Annotated in this window: 17 protein-coding genes; 6 read left to right on the top strand and 11 right to left on the bottom strand. The window is 63.0% G+C overall.

What is annotated here, in order from left to right; genetic code table 11:
- Positions 1–31: 31 nt before the first annotated feature.
- The 8 genes from mraY to C4S68_RS17035 all read right to left on the bottom strand — a co-directional run bounded on the left by mraY (position 32) and on the right by C4S68_RS17035 (position 9,959).
- A complete protein-coding gene (gene mraY, locus C4S68_RS17070) occupies positions 32–1,168 on the bottom strand; it encodes a phospho-N-acetylmuramoyl-pentapeptide-transferase (RefSeq protein ID WP_103934308.1) in 1,137 nt (378 codons plus the stop codon).
- Positions 1,169–1,312: 144 nt separating this feature from the next.
- Entirely contained in the window at positions 1,313–2,710 is a 1,398-nt protein-coding gene (locus C4S68_RS17065; protein WP_103934307.1) for a UDP-N-acetylmuramoyl-tripeptide--D-alanyl-D-alanine ligase, read from the bottom strand.
- Positions 2,707–4,257 carry a UDP-N-acetylmuramoyl-L-alanyl-D-glutamate--2,6-diaminopimelate ligase gene (locus C4S68_RS17060; RefSeq protein ID WP_103934306.1) on the bottom strand — a complete coding sequence of 517 codons (1,551 nt, stop codon included), beginning with the start codon at positions 4,255–4,257 and terminating at the stop codon, positions 2,707–2,709. Before C4S68_RS17060 ends, C4S68_RS17065 begins: the two co-directional genes overlap by 4 nt.
- 61 nt (positions 4,258–4,318) lie before the next feature.
- Positions 4,319–6,655 (bottom strand): penicillin-binding transpeptidase domain-containing protein, encoded by a 2,337-nt coding sequence (locus C4S68_RS17055; protein ID WP_103934305.1) that lies wholly within the window; start codon positions 6,653–6,655, stop codon positions 4,319–4,321.
- 98 nt (positions 6,656–6,753) lie between these two features.
- Entirely contained in the window at positions 6,754–7,269 is a 516-nt protein-coding gene (locus C4S68_RS17050) for a cell division protein FtsL (RefSeq protein ID WP_327333807.1), read from the bottom strand.
- A 252-nt stretch (positions 7,270–7,521) separates the two neighbouring features.
- Positions 7,522–8,463, bottom strand: coding sequence for a 16S rRNA (cytosine(1402)-N(4))-methyltransferase RsmH (rsmH, locus tag C4S68_RS17045; RefSeq protein WP_103934303.1), 942 nt, complete (start codon positions 8,461–8,463; stop codon positions 7,522–7,524).
- A gap of 40 nt (positions 8,464–8,503) precedes the next feature.
- Entirely contained in the window at positions 8,504–8,938 is a 435-nt protein-coding gene (locus C4S68_RS17040; RefSeq protein WP_103934504.1) for a division/cell wall cluster transcriptional repressor MraZ, read from the bottom strand.
- 454 nt (positions 8,939–9,392) lie between these two features.
- On the bottom strand, positions 9,393–9,959 hold the full coding sequence (locus tag C4S68_RS17035) for a DUF2127 domain-containing protein (RefSeq protein WP_160115213.1): 567 nt from the start codon (positions 9,957–9,959) through the stop codon (positions 9,393–9,395).
- A 224-nt stretch (positions 9,960–10,183) separates the two neighbouring features.
- Between C4S68_RS17035 and C4S68_RS17030 the strand changes: the two genes are divergently transcribed.
- Together C4S68_RS17030 and C4S68_RS17025 are read left to right on the top strand one after the other, a co-directional pair.
- On the top strand, positions 10,184–10,741 hold the full coding sequence (locus tag C4S68_RS17030; RefSeq protein WP_103934301.1) for a fasciclin domain-containing protein: 558 nt from the start codon (positions 10,184–10,186) through the stop codon (positions 10,739–10,741).
- A 190-nt stretch (positions 10,742–10,931) separates the two neighbouring features.
- A complete protein-coding gene (locus C4S68_RS17025) occupies positions 10,932–11,471 on the top strand; it encodes an SRPBCC family protein (protein WP_103934300.1) in 540 nt (179 codons plus the stop codon).
- An 80-nt stretch (positions 11,472–11,551) separates the two neighbouring features.
- Here the strand turns inward: C4S68_RS17025 and dxs are convergent, their stop codons facing one another.
- The gene (gene dxs, locus C4S68_RS17020) at positions 11,552–13,444 is read right to left on the bottom strand and encodes a 1-deoxy-D-xylulose-5-phosphate synthase (protein ID WP_103934299.1); all 1,893 of its coding nucleotides are present in this window, start codon (positions 13,442–13,444) and stop codon (positions 11,552–11,554) included.
- Positions 13,445–13,798: 354 nt separating this feature from the next.
- Here dxs and C4S68_RS17015 point away from each other — a divergent pair, with 354 nt between their 5' ends.
- Positions 13,799–14,869 (top strand): alpha/beta hydrolase, encoded by a 1,071-nt coding sequence (locus C4S68_RS17015; protein ID WP_235011668.1) that lies wholly within the window; start codon positions 13,799–13,801, stop codon positions 14,867–14,869.
- A 95-nt stretch (positions 14,870–14,964) separates the two neighbouring features.
- Here C4S68_RS17015 and C4S68_RS17010 read toward each other — a convergent pair whose 3' ends face one another.
- The gene (locus C4S68_RS17010) at positions 14,965–16,380 is read right to left on the bottom strand and encodes a dicarboxylate/amino acid:cation symporter (protein ID WP_103934502.1); all 1,416 of its coding nucleotides are present in this window, start codon (positions 16,378–16,380) and stop codon (positions 14,965–14,967) included.
- A 198-nt stretch (positions 16,381–16,578) separates the two neighbouring features.
- Between C4S68_RS17010 and C4S68_RS17005 the strand changes: the two genes are divergently transcribed.
- The 3 genes from C4S68_RS17005 (at position 16,579) to C4S68_RS23650 (ending at position 21,707) form a co-directional block, all read left to right on the top strand.
- The gene (locus C4S68_RS17005) at positions 16,579–18,363 is read left to right on the top strand and encodes a hypothetical protein (protein ID WP_103934298.1); all 1,785 of its coding nucleotides are present in this window, start codon (positions 16,579–16,581) and stop codon (positions 18,361–18,363) included.
- Between the two features lie 54 nt (positions 18,364–18,417).
- Entirely contained in the window at positions 18,418–18,981 is a 564-nt protein-coding gene (locus C4S68_RS17000; protein WP_103934297.1) for a YybH family protein, read from the top strand.
- A gap of 194 nt (positions 18,982–19,175) precedes the next feature.
- A complete protein-coding gene (locus C4S68_RS23650; RefSeq protein WP_235011667.1) occupies positions 19,176–21,707 on the top strand; it encodes a PAS domain S-box protein in 2,532 nt (843 codons plus the stop codon).
- Positions 21,708–21,830: 123 nt separating this feature from the next.
- Here C4S68_RS23650 and C4S68_RS16985 read toward each other — a convergent pair whose 3' ends face one another.
- A complete protein-coding gene (locus C4S68_RS16985; RefSeq protein WP_103934296.1) occupies positions 21,831–22,013 on the bottom strand; it encodes a Flp family type IVb pilin in 183 nt (60 codons plus the stop codon).
- Positions 22,014–22,050 lie beyond the last annotated feature (37 nt).

Here is a 22,050-nt window from a genome sequence, read left to right as displayed (position 1 = left end):
CGTGGGCCTTTCTCATGGCTTGGGTCGTTCCCTACCGCAGCTTCAGCGTCGTCAGCGCAAACAGCGCAAAGATCAGCGCCAGGATCCAGAAACGCGCGATCACCTTCGACTCGCTCCATCCACCCAGCTCGAAGTGATGATGGATCGGCGCCATCCTGAAGATCCTCTTCCCGCCGCGAAGCTTGTAGCTGCCCACCTGCAGCATCACGCTCACCGCCTCCATGATGAACACGCCGCCGATGAACGGCAGCAGCAGCTCCTGCTTGATGACCACAGCCACCGTCGCAATCGCTCCGCCCAGCATCAGCGACCCTACGTCGCCCATGAAGATCTCGGCCGGATGCGCGTTGTACCAAAGGAAGCCGATGGAGGCGCCCACCATCGCTCCGCAGAAGATCGTCAGCTCACTCACCTGGGGCATGCGCTGCAGTTCCAGGTAGTCCGCAAAGACCACGTGCCCGCTGACGTACGTCAGCACCGTGAGCGCTCCTGCCGCGATGATCGTGCAGCCGATCGCCAGGCCGTCCAATCCATCCGTAAGGTTCACCGCATTCGAGCTGAACGTAATGACCAGCATCACGAAGACGATGAACGGGATGAAGGCGAGCACACTCAAATGCGGCACGTGCCGTAACGAGTCGATGATGAGATTCGGCCGAAGATGCTTCGCAAATGGCACGATCAGTCGCGTCGAGTAGGATCCCTGCTCTTCGAGGAACACCAGCGAGAGCGCTACGGCGAGGCTGGCCACGAACTGCAGCGCCAGCTTCTGCCGCGACGTCAGCCCCAGGTTCCGCTTATGCACTACCTTGATGTAGTCATCCGCAAAGCCGATTGCCGCAAACGCCAGAGTTGAACCCAGCACCACCCACACAAACGGGTCTGCGAGGTTGCTCCACAACAGCGTGGGAATCACGATGGAGATGCAGATCAGCACGCCGCCCATGGTGGGCGTGCCACCCTTTTTCTTGTGGCTCTCCGGGCCCTCCTCGCGGATGTACTGGCCGATCTGAAACTCACGCAGGCGCTCGATGACGAACGGCCCAATCAGCAGGCCGATCAGCATCGCCGTCAGGCTCGCGAAGACGCAGCGAAACGTGACGTAGCGGAAGATGCGGAAGACCGGAAAGTAAGGGAAGAGCTTCTGATAGAGCAGCCAGAACAACAACGCAGTGGCCTCAGTGGAAGGATGGGCGAATCGGCGTACGAACCCGCCGCTCAAGGCCCATCTTACGCTGTGCGCAACCGTGAATCCCGTGTCTTCCGGGGTGCGCGAAGCGGCAATTCCATCGAGCTTCGCCCCGGTCGAAGCCTAGTGAGGGCCTAGCGCCAGCGCGTCCAGCGCCCGCTCCAGCCGCACACCGCGCGAGGCCTTGAGCAGGATCACATCGCCAGCTCCCGCGTTGGTGCGTAGCCACTCCCCGGCCTGCTCCGGTGTCTCGACGAACATCGCCCGCGCACCACCATCCGCTGCGGCGTGTACGATCTCGCGCGCGAGTCCGCGCACCCCGATCACAACGTCGATGCCAGCGTCCGCCGCCGCCTGGCCGCACTCGGCATGGAGCTTCGCAGCCTCCGGCCCCAGCTCCAGCATCTCCCCGGCGATCAGCACGCGCCGCTTCGCATTCGAGACGGCCAGGGCACGAATCATCGCCTCCAGAGCGCGCGGGTTGGAGTTGTACGTGTCGTTAAAGATCTGCGCACCGTGAAACTCAATCACGTTGCCACGCTTCTCACCGGGCACCATCTGTTCCAACGAGCTCACGCATTCCAGCGGCTCGATGCCTGCGAGCACACCCACAGCAACCGCAGCCAGAGCATTCAGCACGTTGTGACGGCCAGGAAGCCGCAGCGTCATCGGCCAGGGGTCGGCCTCGAAGCCGCGGAGCTCGACCTCGAAGTCCGTGCCCAGCAGGCCACGATCTTCGATGTTGACCGCGCGCACTCCCACCCCGTTATGCGTGCCATACATCAGTGCCCGCTCGCCAAGCCCTCGAGCGAACGCCGCGACGCGCTGGTCGTCGCCATTCAACACCGCGATCCCATCCGGCGGCAGCGCCTGCACCAGCTCATACTTCGCCTTCTGGATGCCGGAGATGCCCTCGGGAAAGAACTCGAGATGCACCGGCCCGACGTTCGACACCACAGCCCAGTTGGGTTCGGCAATCTTCGCCAGCGCTGTGATCTCTCCCGCGTGATTCATGCCCATCTCGAGCACAGCGACCTCATGCTCCGGTTCGAGACGCAGCAGCGTGAGTGGCACACCGAAGTGGTTGTTGTAGTTGCCCTCGGTCTTCAACACGTTGAAGGTCGTGCCAAGCACCTGCGCGATGCACTCCTTCGTCGTCGTCTTCCCTGCCGAACCGGTGACGCCGATGACTCGCTTACCCCATGCACGACGCACATTCCAGGCCACCTTCTGCAATGCGAACAGGATGCAGTCATCACAGTCCGGGATACGCAGCAGCCTCGCCTCATCGACCGTGCCCGGCCGCAGCCAGCGCATGGAGACGACTGCCGCGATGGCCCCATCGTTCAGGGCGGACTCCACATAATCGTGACCGTCGACGCGCTCTCCGCGCACCGCAAAGAAGAGGTCGCCCGCGCTCACCGTGCGTGAATCAATGGAGTAGCCCAAGGCTTCGGCGCTCTCATCGAAGTCGCCCTCAGCGTGAATCCAGTCCGCAATCTGTCCAAGAGCAAGTTTCAAGCGTTCTGTTCTCCCTGCAGGGTCTCAAGTACGCGGGCCGCTTCGGCCACATCGTCAAAGGGCACCGTATGGTCGGCGAAGATCTGCGTCTTCTCGTGGCCTTTGCCCGCCAGCAGCACGATATCACCCGGCTTCGCCGCACGAATTGCGACCTCGATCGCAGCGCGACGATCTTCTTCGACCACAAAGTCACCCATATAGCTTCCATCCGCCATCATCATTCCGGTGACGATCTCCTGGATGATCGCCGAAGGATCCTCGCTGCGCGGGTTGTCGCTCGTCACGACGACAAGATCGCTCTCTGCCGCAGCAACGCGGCCCATCTTCGGGCGCTTCGTACGATCGCGATCCCCACCGCAACCGAAGAGCGTGATCACGTTGCCACCGTGCGGTGAGACCAGGTCATGCGCGAGGATCAGCAGGTTCTTCAGAGCATCATCCGTGTGTGCGTAGTCCACGACGACGGTAAAGTTTGCCTCGCGCGAACCGGCCACCACCTCGAAGCGCCCCGGCACCTGCTTCAGCGTGGGCGCTGCGACAGCGATCTCTTCCATCGTCATGCCACGCGCCATCGCAGCACAGGCGGCGGCCAGGAAGTTATAAACATTCACGCGCCCGGTGAGCGGCATCGTGATCTCGACCGCCCCCTTGGGCGTTGCGAGGAAGAAGTTCGTCTCCCCCGCGTGCAGCTCCACGTCTACCGCGCGATAGTTCGCAGCCTCCACCCATGCTTCGATGCCATAGCGCATCACCTGCGCGGTATCGCTGCGAGCCTGCGCCATGCGCGCGCAGTAAGGATCATCTGCATTGAGCACCACAACCCGCGGTGCCGGTGCGCCCACGCCCTCAAAGAGCCGGGCCTTGGCCGCCGCATAACGTTCCATCGTTACGTGATAGTCGAGATGGTCCTGCGTGAGATTCGTGAAGATCGCCACGTCGACCGGAAGCTTCCACACACGCTCCTGGTCGAGAGCGTGCGAGCTCATCTCCATCACCGCTTCCGTGCAGCCCGCGGCAACACCTTCCGCGAAGATCTCCAGCACATCGCGCGACTCCGGTGTGGTGTGCGGACTCTCTCGAACCTCATCGCCCACATGCACCTCGATCGTCCCGATCAGCACGCTCCTGCGGCCCACGCTGCGCAGCAGCTGTTCGGTGAGGAGCGTCGTCGTGGTCTTGCCATTGGTGCCCGTCACGGCAATCAGGCCAAGTTTCTGCTCCGGATGGCCAAAGACTGCAGCACTGATCTCCGCCAGCGCGCGACGCCCCGCGGTGTGTCCTTCGCCGACCAGGGCCAAGGCCAGTGCAGGATGCGCAACCTTGAGCGCGTTGAACGTCTCACGCGTATCGGTGACGATTGCGCTCGCCCCCTTCGCGATGGCCGCATCCACATAGCGATTGCCGTCGGTCGTGCCGCCACGCATCGCAACAAAGACGTCACCGGCGACAACACGGCGCGAGTCATACTGCACACCCGTCACGGCGACAGACGAGGGGCCTGCCGTCTCCAGTGTCGTTACATCCGCGATAGCTTCAGTCCACTGCATCGCCTTCGATTCTATGGGTAAGCGCGGTCTGTGTTGTTACTTGAGCACCAGGCGAACCAACTCAGCGTGCGAAACGCACGACGACCTCGGTCCCGACGGGCACCATCGTACCGGGCGCAGGCGCCTGCTCGCGCGCCATGCCGCTGCCCAGCGTCTGTACCCGGAGGCCCAGGGCTCCCGCCTGCTGCACCACCAGCCGTAGCGCTTTGCCATCAAACTGTGGAACCGCGACGCGCTTCGTCTCGTCGACGACGACAGAGCCGTTACCCCGCGTCTCCACCTGCGCCTGCACGGCCACCGGCTGCACCTTCGCATCGGGGCTCGAGCCCTCAGCACCGAAGCCTCGTGGCCCAGCATGGAATACCGCCAGCGCCTTCTCGGAGAGCGAGGACAGCTCGGAGTGCTTCGCCGCGCGCTGGTCCGCCTTCTCCTGCGCCACGGCATCGGCGGCAGCATCCGCGGCGCGATTCGCGGCCATCGCAGCTGCGGTCGCCGGAGCACGGAGAGGATCATCCTGCGGCAGGCTGTTCACGTCGTCGAACATCGCCGACAGGTCCGCGACCTCGTCGCCCGAATCTTCTCGCTCGGTCGTGGTCTTCGCTGCCAGCAACTCCTTCTGCGACTTCAGCGGCTCGTCATGCGGCACGCCCAGGTACTCGAGGATCTCCTGCGCGACCACGCTGAACACCGGCGCGGAGGTCTCGCCGCCATAACCCGAACCGACCGTCGGTGTGTCGATGACGACGGCCACGGCGATCGCCGGGTTGTTGACCGGGGCAAAGCCCGCGAAGCTCGCCACCAGCTTGGTGTGCGAGTACGTGTGCGTCTTGGGATCGATCTTCTCCGCCGTCCCCGTCTTGCCCGCGGCGCTGTAGCCATTCAGTGCAGCGGGGCGTCCCGTGCCCTCGACGACGATGCCGTGCATCATCATCCGCATCTCCGCTGCTGTACTCTCACGGATCACGCGGTGCGCGCCGTCGGGCAGCTGAGAAGGGATCGACGTCTCAGGATGAAAGGGCTGCGGGTCGAGATGCCCGTCGTGGTCCTTGTCCTCTTCGCGCATCAGCAGGCGCGGCGGAAGATACGTGCCCCCATTCGCAAGTGTGCTCACCATCGACACCAGCTGAACCGGCGTGACGCCGACCTCCTGGCCAATCGCAAGCGAGAGCACGCTGGTGGCGCTCCACTTCCTGGTCGGACGCAACAGGCCTCGCGTCTCGCTGGGCAGCTCGATGCCCGAACGCTGGCCGAAGCCAAAGCTGCGCATGTAGTCGTAAAACTTGTCGTTGCCGACCTTGAGCGCCATCTTCGCAGCGCCCACGTCGCTCGAGTGCTCGAGCGCAGCCTGCACCGTGATTACACCGTAGTGGTCGCTCTTGTCGTCGTGTAGCGTGCGGCCATACATCGTCATGGAGCCGCCCTGGCAGTCGACCATGTCCGTCGGCTTCACACCTGCGGCGTCGAGCGCAGCGGAGTACGTCACCAGCTTGAACGTCGAACCCGGCTCATACACGTCGCTCACGGCAAGATCCGTCAACGCATCCGCATCGACATGCCGCTGATCGTTGGGATTGAACCGTGGAGAGATCGCCAGCGCCAGAATCTGGCCGGTGTGCGGATCCTGCACGACTAGCGTCCCGTGCGCGGCCTTGTACTTGGCTACCTGCGCGTCGAGCGCCTTCTCCGCCATGTACTGGATGTTGGAGTCGATGGTGAGAACCAGGTTCTCACCCGGCATCGGCTCGCTGACCACCGAGCCCAGCACGTGCCGCTTGGCGTCGACGGCGGTCAGCATGTGGCCGGGCATGCCATGCAGTTCGTCGTCGAACTGCTGCTCCATGCCTCCGAGGCCATCATCGTCCGTGCCCACATAACCGAGCACATGCGCCGCAAGATCCCCGGAGGGATAGAAGCGCTTGAACTCCTTCTGCAGGTAGATGCCCTTGAGGTTCAGCTCGCGCACCCGTTGTGCCGTCGGTGCATCCAGCTTGCGGGCGATCCATGCGAAGTTGTGCGAGTCGTTCATCCTCGCCAGCATGGCCTGCTCGGTGGTGAAGTGATCGAGCGGATCCTGATGAATGACCTTGGCCAGGATCGCAGCATCGGCGGCGCGGTTGTCGCCCACCTCGCTTGGCACAGCGTAGACGCTGTCCACCAGGACGGTCATCGCCAGCTCGCGCATGTTGCGGTCGTAGAGCACGCCGCGACGCGGCGCGACCTCAAACGTCCGCTGCTGCTGCTTCTCCGCGCGCTCCACAAATTCGTGGTGACGCACGATCTGCAGCCAACCGAGCCGCAGGCTGATCATCAGCCCCCAGAAGCAAAAGAAAACCGCCACCCAAACGAAGCGCACCCTGCGGATGGGTGCGGTCAGTGTTCGACGGGGGACGGGTTTCATGGTCGGAGATTTCCTGCGAAGCGAAGAGTGGTCGCGTTGTACGGGGTACGTTGTACGTCAGCTCTCGTACAACGCAGAACGAACAACGTACAACGTCCTTAGTTCGCCCTGATCACGGGTGCCTGCGCCTGTGCCAGCACAGCATCGTTCTTGCCGGCGTTGACCGGAAGAATCACCTGCCCCGGGGCCGGCGTATCGAGGCCCAGCTGCTTGGCCAGACGATCGAGGCGGTTCGGATCGCTCAGCTGCGCATCCTGCAGCTCGAGCTGCCTGTTCTTCTCGCGCAGCAGCTCCACCTGCTGCTTCTGCGCTTCGACCTTGTAGCCCACCTCGATTGAGGAGAGATGCTGCCACACGTAGATCATCGTCAGCGCGAAGAACAGCGTCATCGCCGTCGTGAAGATGCGCATCTCGCGGCGGCGAACGGGATCATCGGCCTTCACGAGGCGCGAGTTGTCGATGTGCTTGGCGAAGAACATCTCCGGCGTGGGGCCGCGGCGCAGACGGCGCTGCGCCTGGTATAGGTCGGAGTTCCGCTCCGCCACGCTGGCAGTCCGGCGCTGCCGCGGAGCGCGTGCCTGCATCCGCTCCATCTCGTTTCCAACCACTGCCATCGTCGCCATCTTTTGCCTCCGCGAACCTGGTACCACCCGGGCCCGGTATCACCTGTTTCTTACTTCCTGCTAACCGGCGAAGCCGGCTAACCCGCAGGGCTAACGGCATCGCCGCTCGCACTTGCTGCTTCCATCTTTTTCGAGCCGAGGTTGCTGTATGGGGGATGGGATTGGTCGTACGGTTTGTCTTTCGCCTGAAAGCACGGCAGGACAACCCCGGCTCGAAACTTGTCGTACCAAAACCTGTGCGCACTATCTCCGCTTGCCGCGTCCGGGCTTCATCCCCGGCTTGGGTGCGTGCGCAAACTTCTCCGCCACTCGCAGCTTGGCGCTTCGGGAGCGAGGATTCATCCGCTCCTCCTCTTCGCCTGCGATCACCGGCTTCTTCGTGAGAACATCCAGCTCGCCGGTCCGCGCTGCTTCCTTGAACGCATCCTTCACCAGCCGGTCTTCCAGGGAGTGGAAGCTGATCAGCGCCACTCGCCCTCCCGGCTTCAACAGAGATCCCGCGCTCTTCAGCAGCGATTGGATCTCGCCCAGCTCATCATTCACACGAATTCGGATGGCCTGAAAGGTTCTGGTCGCCGGATGAATCTTGTCGCCTTTCATTGATGGGGCCGCGGCCGATATGACTTTGGCAAGTTCTGCCGTCGTCGCAATCGGCCGGGCCCGCACAATGGCTCTGGCGATTCTCCGCGACCTCCTTTCCTCTCCGAATTCGTAAATCAGGTTGGCGAGGTCTTCTTCGTCCGCCTGATTTACCACTTGTTGGGCCGTCAGTTCGCTGCGCGCATCCATGCGCATATCAAGCGGTCCGTCGGCCCGAAAACTGAATCCCCTCTGCGCTTCATCGAGCTGCATGCTGCTCACACCGAAGTCGGCCAGCAATCCATCCAGTGAGCCCGGTGCAATCACCTCGGCGATCTCCGAGAAGGCCCGCGGCATATACTCGATCACCGGAGCTTCACTGCCCAGCTCCGCTACCACTCCGGCCAGGCGCTCCTGCGCTCTGGCCATCGCCTGCGGGTCGCGATCGAACGCGATCAGCTTGCCTGTCGGTCCCAGCCGCCGGAGGATCTCCGACGAGTGGCCCCCGAGGCCCAGCGTGGCATCGACAACAACACCACCCGGACGCAGATTCAAGAGGTCCAAACTCTCAGCTAGAAGAACCGGTACATGTTGCGGTGTCGCCATTCGCTCTCCGCCTCATGCGCTCCCTGAGGAGCCGTTACAGCTAAATTCCCTTTACCCCGATCACCGCCAGGTCACTGCCCCGGAACGGCTCGGCTTCCAACCTGCTGACGAAGCGGGAGTCGTTCACGACCTCCATCCGCTCGCCCTTACCCAGCACCGCAACCTCGCCCTTCAGCTCGGCCTTCTCGCGAAGCTTCTGCGGAATCAGGAGGCGGTCCTGCGAATCGAGCTCCACCACCTGGCCGTAGTAGTTCACCGCATCCTCAAACCGGCTCTTGGCGTCCGAGGCTGGCGCATTCGCCAAATCTGCCTCGATCCGCTCCCAAACCGCCATCGGATAAATCTCGGCTCGCGTGCCATCACGACTCGTGATGTAGAACCGCTTCGCTTCCCCATCCAGCTCGCGCTTATGGTCGACCGGGACCTTGAGTCGGCCCTTGTCGTCTACCCGCGCTGGACTGTTTCCGCGTAACACGTTGCCCTCGTTTGGTTTTCCGGTACCTCGCTGGGTACGCCCGTCGGCGGACACAGCTCCCATTCCGGTCCCGGAGGGGTACGATCAGTAGGGTTGATGGCTTGAATCTTGCTTCTTCGCCATTTCTCGCCACTTTTCTCCACTTCGTTCCACTAAAGATCGCGCGAATCCCAGCCGCGCGCAAGGGAGAAAACTCATCCACAGGGACTTCTTTTCCTCTCAGGATGTGGAAAATCGAACCCCTCGTGGTTAGCTACCCTGATGCCCCAAGATGTAGTCGTTACCAGGCTGAGTCGTTCCTGAAACCGTACTTGCATGCCCATATCCCGCCGGTATATGGCGAAATAAAAGCGAAAACAGGCTGAGGTGGGGATTTGTGGGTGGGAATTGCGCTTTTCGCCACTTCAGGCCGCCTCCAGGAGCTTCCGGCGGGAGTCCAGGCATCAGAGTGAGATCATTCCGAGTTTTCGCCCTCGGTGATTCCCTTCTTCTTCAGCACCCAGAGCAGGTACAGCAAGACCACAATATTGACCAGGGTCAGGCCGACCTTGTACCAGGCAAAGCGGTCGACAAGCTCATACGTCTCCCAGGGCAGCGCCAGCGCCGTGAGGGTAACAGTGAAGTACTCAGCCCAGCGCTTCTCCATGAGCAACCCGACAGCCTCGACCAGGCAAAGCCCGGCGTAGAGGAAAGCGAACAGCGCTCCGCGGCGGAGCTGATGGTGGGTGATGAGTTCGGAGCGCTCCATGAGGAAGCTCGCGAAGTTTCCTTCGGCATCGAGGTGAGCGTAGTCATGCGCCCAGGAGACCAGCCGGGCCGCCAGGTCCCCTAGGTCCTTGTGCAGCAGGTTCAATGCCCCCACGCCCACTGCGGTAAAGAAGATCACCTTGCAGAGCTTGAAGATTCCCACCAGCCACAGCCCCTGGCGATGCGGATGCACGTCGACGCTGTGGGGCGCGGGCGCTGCATGCGACATGGGTTCAGGCACGGAGGTCATCGTCTTTAGTTGAAGTGTGGGCATCGGCTTTGTCAACGCGGGGAACCCCATACCGAACCCCCTTGGGAACACCCGCGAAACTCCCCTTGCGAAAGTTTTCTTCGCTTCCGGTCAATCCAACGGCTCAAGCCCTGCGTAGTTGCAGATGTGACCTAATCGCAGCCGGCGCGAAGGTCCTCCCGCAGTGCGCATTCAGAACCGCAGTGTGCATTTAGAACCGCAGCGTTCCAACACGCGAAAGGAACTCCATGAATCGCTCTTTGATGACCATCCTCGCCGGTGCGGCCCTTGCCGTCACCTCCCTCACGGCCTCCGCTCAGATGAAGGATCCCGATGTCGGCGGTGCGCCGATGTATCCGAACAAGACTGTCGTCGCCAATGCCTCGACGGCCCCGAACCTGACCACGCTGGTGGCTGCTGTCAAGGCCGGCGGGCTGGTCGACACGCTCTCCTCGCCCGGCCCATTCACCGTCTTCGCGCCGACCAACGACGCCTTCGACAAGCTGCCTGCCGGTACGGTGGACACGCTTGTGAAGCCTGAGAACAAGGCCACTCTGGACAAGATCCTGACCTACCACGTAGTGGCGGGCAAGATCACCTCCAAGGACCTGATGAAGTGGATCAAGAAGAGCGGCGGCAGCTACTCGGCCAAGACGGTCGAGGGCGGCAAGCTGACCTTCACCATGGATATGGGCAAGATCAAGATCACCGATGAGAAGGGTGGCACCGCGTGGATCACCACGGCTGATGTCTACCAGTCGAACGGCGTCGCCCACGTCATCGATACCGTCCTGATGCCTTCCTAAGCTCCACACGGCATCCACAAGTTCCCACGCAGGGAAACAGCGATCCCGAGAGGGATCCTGGTCTTCGGGCGACGCCTTCTGGGAGGCGTCGCCCGCATTTTGTTTGCGGCATATCCTGTAAACCGAGCTGGCTGAGCAAAGAAAGTCCCGCGACCGCAAGGCACCCAAGGGCTATACTCGCAGCGACCCGATGCATCTTCACTTCGAAGCGCAACAGACCGTACCCTTCCCGGTGGAGCTCGTCTTCGCCTTCTTTGCCAACCCTGAAAATCTTCCGCGCCTGATGCCTCCCTGGCAGAAGGCGCGCATTGAAGAGGCGGCCTTTGCTCCTCCTCCGAGGCCCCCTGCCGGCATTACTATGCCAAGGCTCGGTATCGTTGCAGGCAACGGCACGCGACTCGTTATCACCTTCCGTCCTGTTCCATTGCTCCCGATACGTTTCCCCTGGGAGGCGATGATCGAGGACTTTCGCTGGAATCAGGGTTTCTGCGATGTTCAGGGCCAGGGCCCCTTTGCCTACTGGCGTCACTGCCACACGGTTGAGCCGGCCGAGGTCAACGGCAAGCCGGGAGCGACCATTACAGACCGCGTCGAGTATGCCCTTCCGCTGGCTCCCATCACCCATCACTTCGATGCCTTGCTGGTGCGGCCACAGCTGCGCAGCATCTTCGGCTACCGCCAAAAGCGCACCACCGAACTGCTTACCCTGATCTCCCGCCACCAGGCGTAGGCCATCGCTCCTTCTCAGAGCTCCAGAAACAGCAAGGCCCGCGACTCGCGCGGGCCTTGCTTCGCTTGAGCACTGAGCGATTATGCCGAGACAGGCTTGGGAAGCAGCGGGCGGACGCGTTCCAGCGCCGCTCCAGCTGTCACGCCGTAGCGCGCGCGCAGCTCGTCCGGCTTGCCATGCTCGATGAACTCATCCGGCCAGCCCACGCGGACGACAGGCACCTCGATCGACTGCTCGTTGAGGCTCTCCAGCACCGCCGAACCGTACCCACCAGCGAGGACGTGATCTTCCATCGTGACAAGGACGCCAGCCTTGCGAGCGAATGCCCCCACGCAGGCTGCGTCAATGGGCTTGGCAAACCGGCCATTGATCAGCGCAACGGTGTGGCCTTCAGACTCCAGCGCCTTCGCGAGCTTCTCGCCCTCGGCGACCATATTGCCCAGCGCAAAGATTGCAACCTCTACGTGACCCGAGAGATCGCGGCCGTCCTTCAGTACCTCGGCCTTGCCAATCTGGATCGCCGCAGGCTGCAACTTCAACGGAACGCCCGGTCCTGTCCCGCGTGGATAACGGATGGCCGACGGGCCGTCGTACTCCAGCGCCGTGAACATCATGTCCTGCAGCTCGTCCTCATCCTTCGGGTCCATGTGGATGAGGTTCGGCACGCCCCGCAGGTAGCTGATGTCGAACAGCCCATGGTGAGTTGGGCCGTCGTCGCCGCTCAGGCCTCCGCGATCCATGCAGAAGACCACCGGGAGCCGCTGCAGGGCGACGTCATGCACCACCTGGTCGAAGGCACGCTGCAGGAAGGTGGAATAGATCGCGCAGAACGGACGGAAGCCCTTGGTCGCCATGCCCGCAGCGAAGAGGACCGCATGCTCTTCGGCGATGCCTACATCGAAGTAGCGCTTCGGATGATGCGGTCGGAACAGATCGAGAGCCGTACCGTTTGGCATGGCAGCGGTGATCGCGACGACCTTGTCGTTGGTGTTCGCAAGCTTGGTCAGCGACTCCGCGAAGATCTCCGAGTAGGTCTTCTGCCCCGTAGGCTTGGTCTCGCCGGTCTCGGGATCGTACGGCCCAAGCCCGTGAAACTTCTTCTGCTTCTCGATCGCTGGCTGGAAGCCGCGGCCCTTCTGGGTAAGAGCGTGCAACACCACCGGCTTGTTCTGCGACTTGAGAAACTTGAAGGTCTCGATCAGCAGCGGCAGGTTATGGCCGTCGACCGGGCCATAGTAGTTCAGCCCGAACTCCTCGAAGATCATGCCGCGGCCGATGACGCCCTTGGCAGCCTCTTCGGCCTTGCGCGCAATGTGCGTAGCCGCACGACCGCCGAACTTGCCGATCAGGCCCACCGCGCGATCGTGCAGGTTGACGTAGGTCGGATTCGTCGCGATCTTGTGGAAGTACTCCGCAATCGCTCCAACGTTCTTGTCGATTGACCACTCGTTGTCGTTCAGCACGATGATCAGGCGCTTGGTCTGCGCGGCCACGTTGTTGAGCGCCTCAAAGCTGATGCCGTTGGTAAACGCCGCATCACCGGCCAGCGCAATGACGTGTTCGTCGCCGCCAGCCATATCGCGCGCCACCGCCATGCCCAGCGCAGCGCTCAGCGCCGTACCGGCATGGCCAGCGCCGAAGCTGTCGTGGTCGCTCTCCGTCCGGAGCATGAAGCCATTGAGGCCGCCCGGCTGGCGGATCGTATCAAAGCGGTCTTCGCGCCCGGTAAGAAGTTTGTGTACATAGCTCTGGTGGCTGACGTCGAAGACAAAGTTGTCCTTCGGCGTATCAAACACGTAATGCATGGCAATGGTCAGCTCGACCACGCCGAGATTGGGGCCGATGTGGCCACCGGTCTTCGCGACACCTTGAATCAGGCGTTCGCGGATCTCCTCGGCAAGACGCTCCAGCTCAGCCAGGCTAAGCAGTTTAACGTCCGCGGGAGACTTGATCTTGCTCAGGTACTCACTCATTCGCGAAAGGTCCAACATCCTGGAGACGGACACTACGGCAGCCTTGGCCAGCCACAGCGCGGGGCAGCCCCGACGCCAACTCCATCCTGCCAGTTTACCAATCTCCGGTAGTTTAGGACGGGGCTGGGAGACTGCGGGTTGTTACCCACGTTTTCCTCACACCAGCAAATCAGTTGCATTTGTCCCGCAGGCAATCCCGGACCCGGTCCTCGGCAGGGAGGATTCCCGGATTCTACCGTTCTCATCCACGACGTCAAACACCATTTCGAGGCAATCGCAGACTCTACCCGTGCCGCTGAACTCTGTGCGATCGCTCATCCGCAACAGCCGCTGCCTTGCAGTAGGATGTTCCGCATGATGCGACACGCGCGTACGGCTCTGGCTGCAGCAATCTTCGCTCTTCCCCTCGCACTCCCTTTGGCCGCGCAGAAGGCCACCTTGCCTTTATGGCCGCACCATCCGCCCGAACCGCCCTCCACCACCGAGCCGGAAAAGGACGTCACCACGCCGCAGATGCCCTTGATCAGCGGCCACCGCAGCGCGCGCCTGACCCCGGTGATGCAGCCCATGCTCTACGTCTATGAGCCCTCGAAGGCGCTCGCGACGCACCCTGCGGTGCTCGTATTTCCCGGCGGCGGCTACTCCCGCCTGGCCTGGGACGGAGAAGGCCTCGACTCCTGCAAGTGGCTCAACTCGGTCGGCGTCACCTGTGTCCTGGTCAAATACCGCGTACCCGAGGAGCGCTACCCCACCAGCTACGCCGACCTTGAAGACGCTCAGCAGGCCATGCGCCTCACCCGCGCCCACGCCGAGGAATGGAATCTGAACCCCAAGCTCATTGGCATTCTGGGCTTCTCGGCCGGTGCTCATCTCGCGGTCGCACTTAGCTCGCATGCCGACGATACTCACGTCATGTCGACGCCCGCGGCCGACGACGTCAACAGCGCAATCAGCGCGAAAGCCGATTTCGCGATGGTCATCTATCCCGCCTACACGGCCGCGGACTCCGACGCCGGCAAGCTGACCGTGCTCGACCCCAACCTCGCTCCGACCAAACTGACGCCTACGACCTTCCTGCTGCAGGCCGAAAACGATCCGGTCCACGTCGAGAACGCGGTGGTCTATTTCCTGGCCCTGAAGAAAGCTCATATCCCCGCAGAGATGCACCTGTACCCCACGGGCGGCCACGGTTTTGGGCTCCACCCCATCAACTCTCCGGAATCCCACTGGACCGACCTCGCCACGACCTGGCTGCGCTCCATCGGCGTGATCCCCTCCGGAAAGGGTGACGAAACGGACGGAAACTTCGGCGGCACACCGCAGACAACACCCTGCGCGGTGCATCCGACGTCCATCCCCGCGCGAGCCGGACGGCCCGACACTCCGAACCCGCCCCAGCAGACGAACGACCCCAACTGCCCGTAAGAGCCGTTCAACGTTTCACGTTGTACGTTCTACGTGAAAGGCAATCGCCGCACTCGTAGAACGTACAACGCAGAATATAGAAACCAGGTCCTACGCTACATCTCCGCGCCTTCGGCCACGACTTCGCTCGGCTTCTCCGCGCCCATCTCTCCCTGCCACATCGCGATGACCGCGCTGGCCAGACAGTTGCCGGTAACGTTGATCGCCGTACGCCCCATGTCCAACAGGGTGTCAAAGCCGAGCAGCACAGCGATGGGCCACTCCGGCAGATGAAAGGTCGCCGCCGTAGCCAGCAGCACAACGAGGGACGCTCGAGCGACCCCGCCGACGCCCTTGCTCGTGAGCACCAGCGTGCCCATCATGAACAGCTGCTCGCCGACCGTCATGTGGATCCCCGCTGCCTGCGCCACGAAGACGCTGGCGACCGCAAGGTACAGCGAGGTGCCATCCAGATTGAAGGCATAGCCGGTCGGAATCACAAAGGCAACGATGCGCCGCGGTACACCCATCGCCTCCATCTTCTCCATCGCAATCGGAAGAGCCGCTTCGCTCGTAGCGGTCGCAAACGCAATGGTCGCAGGCTCTGCGACGTACTTCAGGAAGCTGCGCAACGGGACGCGGAACAGGAGCGCCGAGGGCAGAAAGACTAGCAGCGCGAACGAGATCAGCGCTGCATAGAGCGTCAGCAGCACCTTGCCCAGATTCCACAGCACACCGATGCCCAGGTGCCCGACGGTAAACGCCATCGCGCCCAGCACACCCAGCGGCGCCAGGTACATCACCAGGTTGGTGAACTTGAACATCACCTCGCTGAGACTCTCAGCCAGCTTGAGCAGGGGAGCCCGCTTTTCTTCACTCACCAGGCAAAGCGACGCACCGAAAAAGACAGCAAAGATCGTCACCTGCAGCAGCTGGTTCTCGGCGATGCTCTTGGCCAGGTTTTCCGGGAACATGTGCAGCAGCACATCGTCCCAACTCGTCTTCGGCGGCTCCACGAACGTGAAGCTTGTCACGGTTGCCGGAGCTCCGGGCCTCGCGGCTTGCGTCTCCACCGGTTGCCCCGCACCCAGCCCCACGCCCGCCTTGCTGATGTTGATCGCGATCAGCCCGATGCCGAGTGCCAGCGTCGTCGCCACCTCGAAGTAGATCAAGGCGCGAACGCCCATCCAGCCGACCTTCTTCAGGTCGCCATGGCCGGCGATGCCAACGACGAGCGTGCCCAGGATCAGCGGCGCCACGATTGTCTTGATCAGCCGCAAAAAGATCGACGAGAAGACATTGAGGCTCATCGCAAAGTGCGGGGCATCCACGCCAATCTCCGAACCAGCCACCATCGCGACAAAGATCCACGGCGTAAGCTTGCGGCGCAGCGCCGCATCCGCGCACAGGAACACAACGCCGATCCAGCGCAGTATGGCGCCGATCGCATGGGTGTGGAGCACCATGCCAAGCACCAGCACCACAACGCCCACCGCGGCAAGCCACGGGCCCTTCCCAGTCTTTGGGGTCATGCTGCGAAGCATAGCAGCCGAGCCGGGCCGGAGTCTGCGCCGCCGGTCCCGCCGGTCCCGTTCCCGGCTCGACTCTCGCGGCCAGTATGATTTTGTGCAACCAGTGCCAGACTGGATACGTCTCGTGTACAGTCGCAGGTGGTCCTGCGTGGCCGTGGCAGTTCATCCAGAGCAGTCTCTCCGTCGTACGGAGGCTACATGCGTTTGTCCTCTCTTGCTGGCGTAGCGTTTCCTCTCGCAGTCTCTTTCGTTGTCGCGATCTCCGCGCCCACCGCAGGCGCGCAGGATGATCCCCAGCAGCCCCTACCGCAGATCGTTCGCATCAGCTACGCGGAGGGAGACGTGCGCCTGGAGCGCGGCAAAGCTTCCGGCCCGAATCCCACTGGCTGGGTCGCGGCAAAGACCGGTGTCCCACTCGAGTCGGGCTTCAGCCTCGTCACAGGCCAGGGCCGCGCCGAGATCGAGTTTGAGGACACCTCCACCGCCTACGTCGACGCCAACACGGCCGTGACCTTCAACCAGCTGACGACCAACGAGGGCGCGCCCCAGACGGCCGTTACCCTGCTGACCGGAACGCTTACCCTGCATCTGACGACCACCGTCCGGGGTGAGCGTTATCTGTTCCGCACGCCGCAGCACGACCTCTTCGTTCCCTATCCCGATCGCAGCTACGTGCGCCTGCAAAGCTATCTCGACGGGATGGACGTCACACCGCTCTCCGCACTCCCGGTTCGCGTCACCTCCAGCGAAGGCAGCGACCTCGCCAGCTCCGGCCATACCCTGCACTACACCGGAGGATCGCTGCCAGTGGTGACGCCCGCAGGCGCGGAGAGCTCCGCATTCGACTCCTGGGTAACCGATCGGCTCTCGGAGCGCAAGGTGGAGCTCAACGAGGTGATGGCGCAGGCAGGGCTCTCCTCTCCGATACCCGGCCTCGCCGATCTCAAGCAGCAGGGCCAGTTCTTCTCCTGCGCTCCCTATGGCACCTGCTGGGCGCCGACCAATGGCTGGATGAACGCGAATGCACTGCGACTGCGCGGCGTCCATTGGGAGGAGGAAGATGATCCGTTCCCATGCTGGACGGGGCGCTATCGGCAGCTGGTCGGGGTCGACCCGTTTTCGCACCTCCGCCGCGTTCTCTACTCCGAAGCCGATGGAGGGTGGAACTACGAGTGGCCGGTGTGTCACGCCGGTTCGTGGATCCATCGCGAGCACGGCGGCTGGACGTGGGTGGTTGGTAAGCGACTGCACCATCGATGCCCCGTACATTGGGTCGAGTCGGGCGGCCACAAGGGATACGTTCCTATCCATCCGAAGGACCGCCCCGGGCTCCCACCCGAGAACCTGAAGTATGGACTATTCACCGCCGCCGACAAGCACGAGGGCTCAATCCAGCGAATCGCCTGGAACGGAATCGACCCCGTCAAGGTGCTGAAGGACGAGCCGAAGGACTTCCGCAAGGAGTATCACGGCCCGTTGCCGAGCAGCGAGTCACCGAAGCTCGAAGCCAGGCTGGAGCCGCTGCGTCCCCTCGGCTCTCGTAACCCCGATGGCCACCCGACCGACGCCCATCGCAACGACGCACGAGAATTCAACACCAGCGCTCTCGCCACCACCAAACCCGGCACCCTCACCTTCAACCCGAAGTCGCAGACCTTCATGCTTGCTCACGACGTCGACCATGGCGGCCACACTAGCTCGGTCGTGCAGCCTTTTGGCGGACGTGCCGATTCCGGAGCCGGACATGGCGGTATGGCGTCTTCTGCCGCCTTCTCCGGCGGCGGAGGAAACGCTGGTTCCTTCAATCACGGTGGAGGAGGGTCGAGCTCCGGCTTTAACGGAGGATCGTCTCACTCCAGCGGCAGTAGCTCGGGATCGAGTTTCAGCGGGGGTGGCTCCCACGCCAGCTCACCGGCCCCCAGCGCTCCGTCCAGTGCACCGGCAGCCAGCTCGTCAGGGGCGAGCTCAAGCGGTCACCACTAGGACGCGAACGGCGTTCGAGCCCCGGCGGCCGCTTCAAGTCATACAATCAACGGCATGCGTGGAGCCCTCTGGTCCCTTTGCCGCGCCGCCGCCGTGCTCGCCCTCGCCTCTGCGGGGTTCGTGTCGGCGCAGGTCCCAACGTTAACTCCCTTCGGCCCTGGCCAGGCCCAGCCCAGCCTGCCCGACAAGAAATCGCCCTCGCTGACACCCGTTCCCATGCCCGTCCTGTCACCGGGAGTGGTCGAGCTGCTGCGTCTGGAAGGTGAGTTCGGCCAGGCTGTCGCCAAGGGTGGAGGCAAGGCCTTCGCCGACTGGTTCGCCGACGACGGCGTCACCCTGAGCAACGGCAAGCCCCCCGTTCAGGGCAAGACAGCCATCGCCGCCATCGCGCAATGGGATCCCAAGGTCTATCAGCTCACCTGGTATCCCGAGGGCGCGCAGGTCGGCCCTTCGGGAGACACGGGCTTCACCTGGGGTCACTACGATGCAACTACCAACAGCCCCGACGGCAAGTCCACGACCACCTCCGGCCGCTACATCACCTTCTGGAAGAAGGTCGGCGGCAAATGGAAGGTCGCCATGGACGCGAGCGCCGACGACACCCACAACCTCCCGTGATGCCTCATTCCGTGGCAAGGACCTCCAGCGTCGTCCGGGAATTCCCCTGAATCTGGTCCATTTCGGGCCTCACCCCCTCGAAGTTTCCCCTTTCCTCCCCGAAGTGACTCCGCAGTGGTGACCATTTGATCGCCAATTGCAGCCAAAGTGGGACTGCCCACCCACAGCCTCACTTCGTATGCTCAAAGTGAGGAATGATAGAAGCTCCCACGTCCGGTATCGAGCAGCAGCGGCTCGACGCTCTGGCGCGCTATGCGCTCGCCGAAGTGCCGCACGACCCTGCCCTGGACGACCTCGCGCGTCTTGCTGCCCAGCTGTGCAACTCCCCGGTGGCAGCCATCTCCATCATCGAGCGCGATCAGGTGGTCCTCATCGGCCGCTATGGCACCGAGATCGAGTCCGCGCCGCGCCACTCCATCCCCTGCGAGACGACCATCTCCGGCGAGGGCATCTACCAGATTCCCGACGCACGGCGCGACCCCGAGTGGTCGCCCGGCGGCATTCCCTTCGGCGACCGCCGCTACCGCTTCTATGCCGGCGCGCCCATCCTGACGCCGCACGCTGTGCCCATCGGCTGCCTGGCCGTGCTCGATACCGCCGCCCGCAAGCTCACGCTTGCGCAGGTGGAGTCCCTTGAGAGCCTGAGCCACGCCGTCACCACGCGCCTTGAATTGATCTATCGCGTGCGCGAGACCGACTACTCCGCCCGCGAGCGCCTTCGCGTGGAGTCAGCCCTCACGGTCGAACGCAACTTCGTCTCTGCCGTGCTCGACACCGTCGGTGCGCTGGTCGTCGTCTTCGACACCGCCGGCCGCATCGTGCGCTTCAACCGCGCCTGCGAGATCATCTCCGGCTACAAGTCCGCCGACCTGGTCGGCAAGTATGCCTGGGAACGTCTCATCCCCGAGACCGACGTCCCGGCTTACATCGAGAGCTTCGACCGCATCCGCAGCGGCCAGTTCCCCACCACCTACGAGAACTACTGGGTGGCTGCTGATGGCACGCGCCGCCGCATCTCCTGGTCGGCGACCGCGCTGGTCGATTCGCAACGCCAGGTCGCCTTCATCATCGCGACCGGCATCGACGTTACGGTGCAGCGCATCGCCGAGACCACCATCCGCGAGTCGGAGTCGCGCTACCGCCAGATCGTCGAAGGTTCGCTCGGCATGGTTGCAACCCATGGCCTTGGCGGGGTCATCCTGTCGATCAATCAATATGGCGCCCAGGGCATCGGCCGCCGCGTGGAAGACGTCGTCGGCCATCCGTTGACGAGCTTTCTGTACCCCAATCGTCACACCACGCTCGAGCCCTACGTCCAGCAGCTGCTGCGCACGGGTGAGGCCCAGGGCCTGTTCCACCTGCAGCACCTGAACGGCGAAGAGCGCGTCATCGCCTATCGCAACCGACTCGTGGAACCCCGGGACGGAGCTCCCTATGTGCTGGCCTTTGGCGTCGACATCACGGAGCAGATCCGCGCGGAAGAACAGCTGCGTGCGCTGATCCGGCAATCGAACTCCGTGCTGGAGTCCGTCGGCGACGGCATCTTCGGTATCGATCTCGATGGCCGCTGCACCGTCGTCAATCCTGCGGCCGCGCAGATGCTGGGCTACCGCCCGGAAGAGCTGCTCGGCCGCAACATGCTGGACCTCGTACACCACACACGCAGCGATGGGTCCCCGTATGTCGCGAGCCAGAGCCCCATCGCGCTCGCCCTTCGCAATCGCACCACGGTGCGCGTCTCCAACGAGGTCTTCTGGCGCAAGGACGGCGCCAGCTTCCCCGTGGAGTATGTCGCTCGGCCCCAGATCGAGACCGCCGAAGAGACGCTGCCTGTAAGCGCAGTCGAGCTGCAGCAGCCACTGGCGGAGCAGCCCAACGGCGATGCCACGGCCAGCATCGCCAGCGTTCCCCAGGCACAACAGGCCAGACTCACGTCACCAGCACCCATCGTTGAAGGCCGCGCCGTCGGTGTCGTCGTCGCGTTCACCGACATCAGCGAGCGCAACGCGCTGGACCGCATGAAGGACGAGTTCATCTCCACGGTGTCGCACGAACTGCGCACGCCGTTGACGTCCCTGCGCGCCGCGCTGGGTCTCGTTGCTGCGGGAGCTCTCAACGCCAGGCCGGAACGCATCAAGCAGATGATGGAGATCGCAATCGGCAACACGGATCGCCTCGTCCGGCTGGTCAACGACATCCTCGACCTGGAACGCATTGGATCCGGCAAAGCGGAGCTGCATCGCACGACCTGCTCCGTGGACGAGCTCATGCGCCGCACCGTCGCACTTCTCTCCGCTGCGGCACAAAAGGCCAACGTGCGCTTCGTGATCGAAGCCAACAACGTGCAGGTCTATGGGGACGCCGACCGCATCCTGCAGACCCTGACAAACCTCGTCTCCAACGCGATCAAGTTCTCTCCGCAGTCAGAGACGCTCATCAGCGAGATCCGGCTCACCGCGCATAATGTGACTCCGGATGAAGCCCTGATCGAGATCGAAGACCATGGCCGGGGTATCCCCAGCGACAAGCTGCAGCAGATATTCGAACGCTTCAAGCAGGTGGATGCCTCCGACTCGCGCGACATGGGTGGCACCGGCCTCGGCCTCGCCATCTGCCGCAGCATTGTGCAGCAGCATGGAGGAACGATCTGGGCGACCAGCGAGCTCGGCCAGGGCTCGACCTTCCACTTCACCCTGCCAACACATCCCAGCGGACATCTCGGCTAGAACACCTCTCCCCTTCGTCAGTCATGTCTCTCGAAGCAAAAAAATGGCCCGCGCCGAAGCGCGAGCCGTGATTTGTGCGTGCGTGCACAATCCTGATGGGTGCGGACCTTGTCCGCGGGAGCGCTAAGTTGCGCTGGTGAGCTGGCTGCCGACGTTGCTGAAGGCGTTGCCGATCTTGGTGGCGAGTACCTTGATTGAGGCGATGGACGCGAGGGCGATCAAACCAGCCAGCAATGCGTACTCGATCAGGTCCTGGCCGTCATCTTCGCGAAGTACAGCAAGTAGCAGGTGCTTGTGCTCCATCATTGTCTTTGTCCTTAGATCCGGCGTTGCGAACCCCATT

Origin of the sequence: Bryocella elongata (genome assembly GCF_900108185.1) — a bacterium.
GTDB lineage: Bacteria > Acidobacteriota > Terriglobia > Terriglobales > Acidobacteriaceae > Granulicella > Granulicella elongata.
This window is presented reverse-complemented; position numbering and strand designations above follow the sequence as displayed.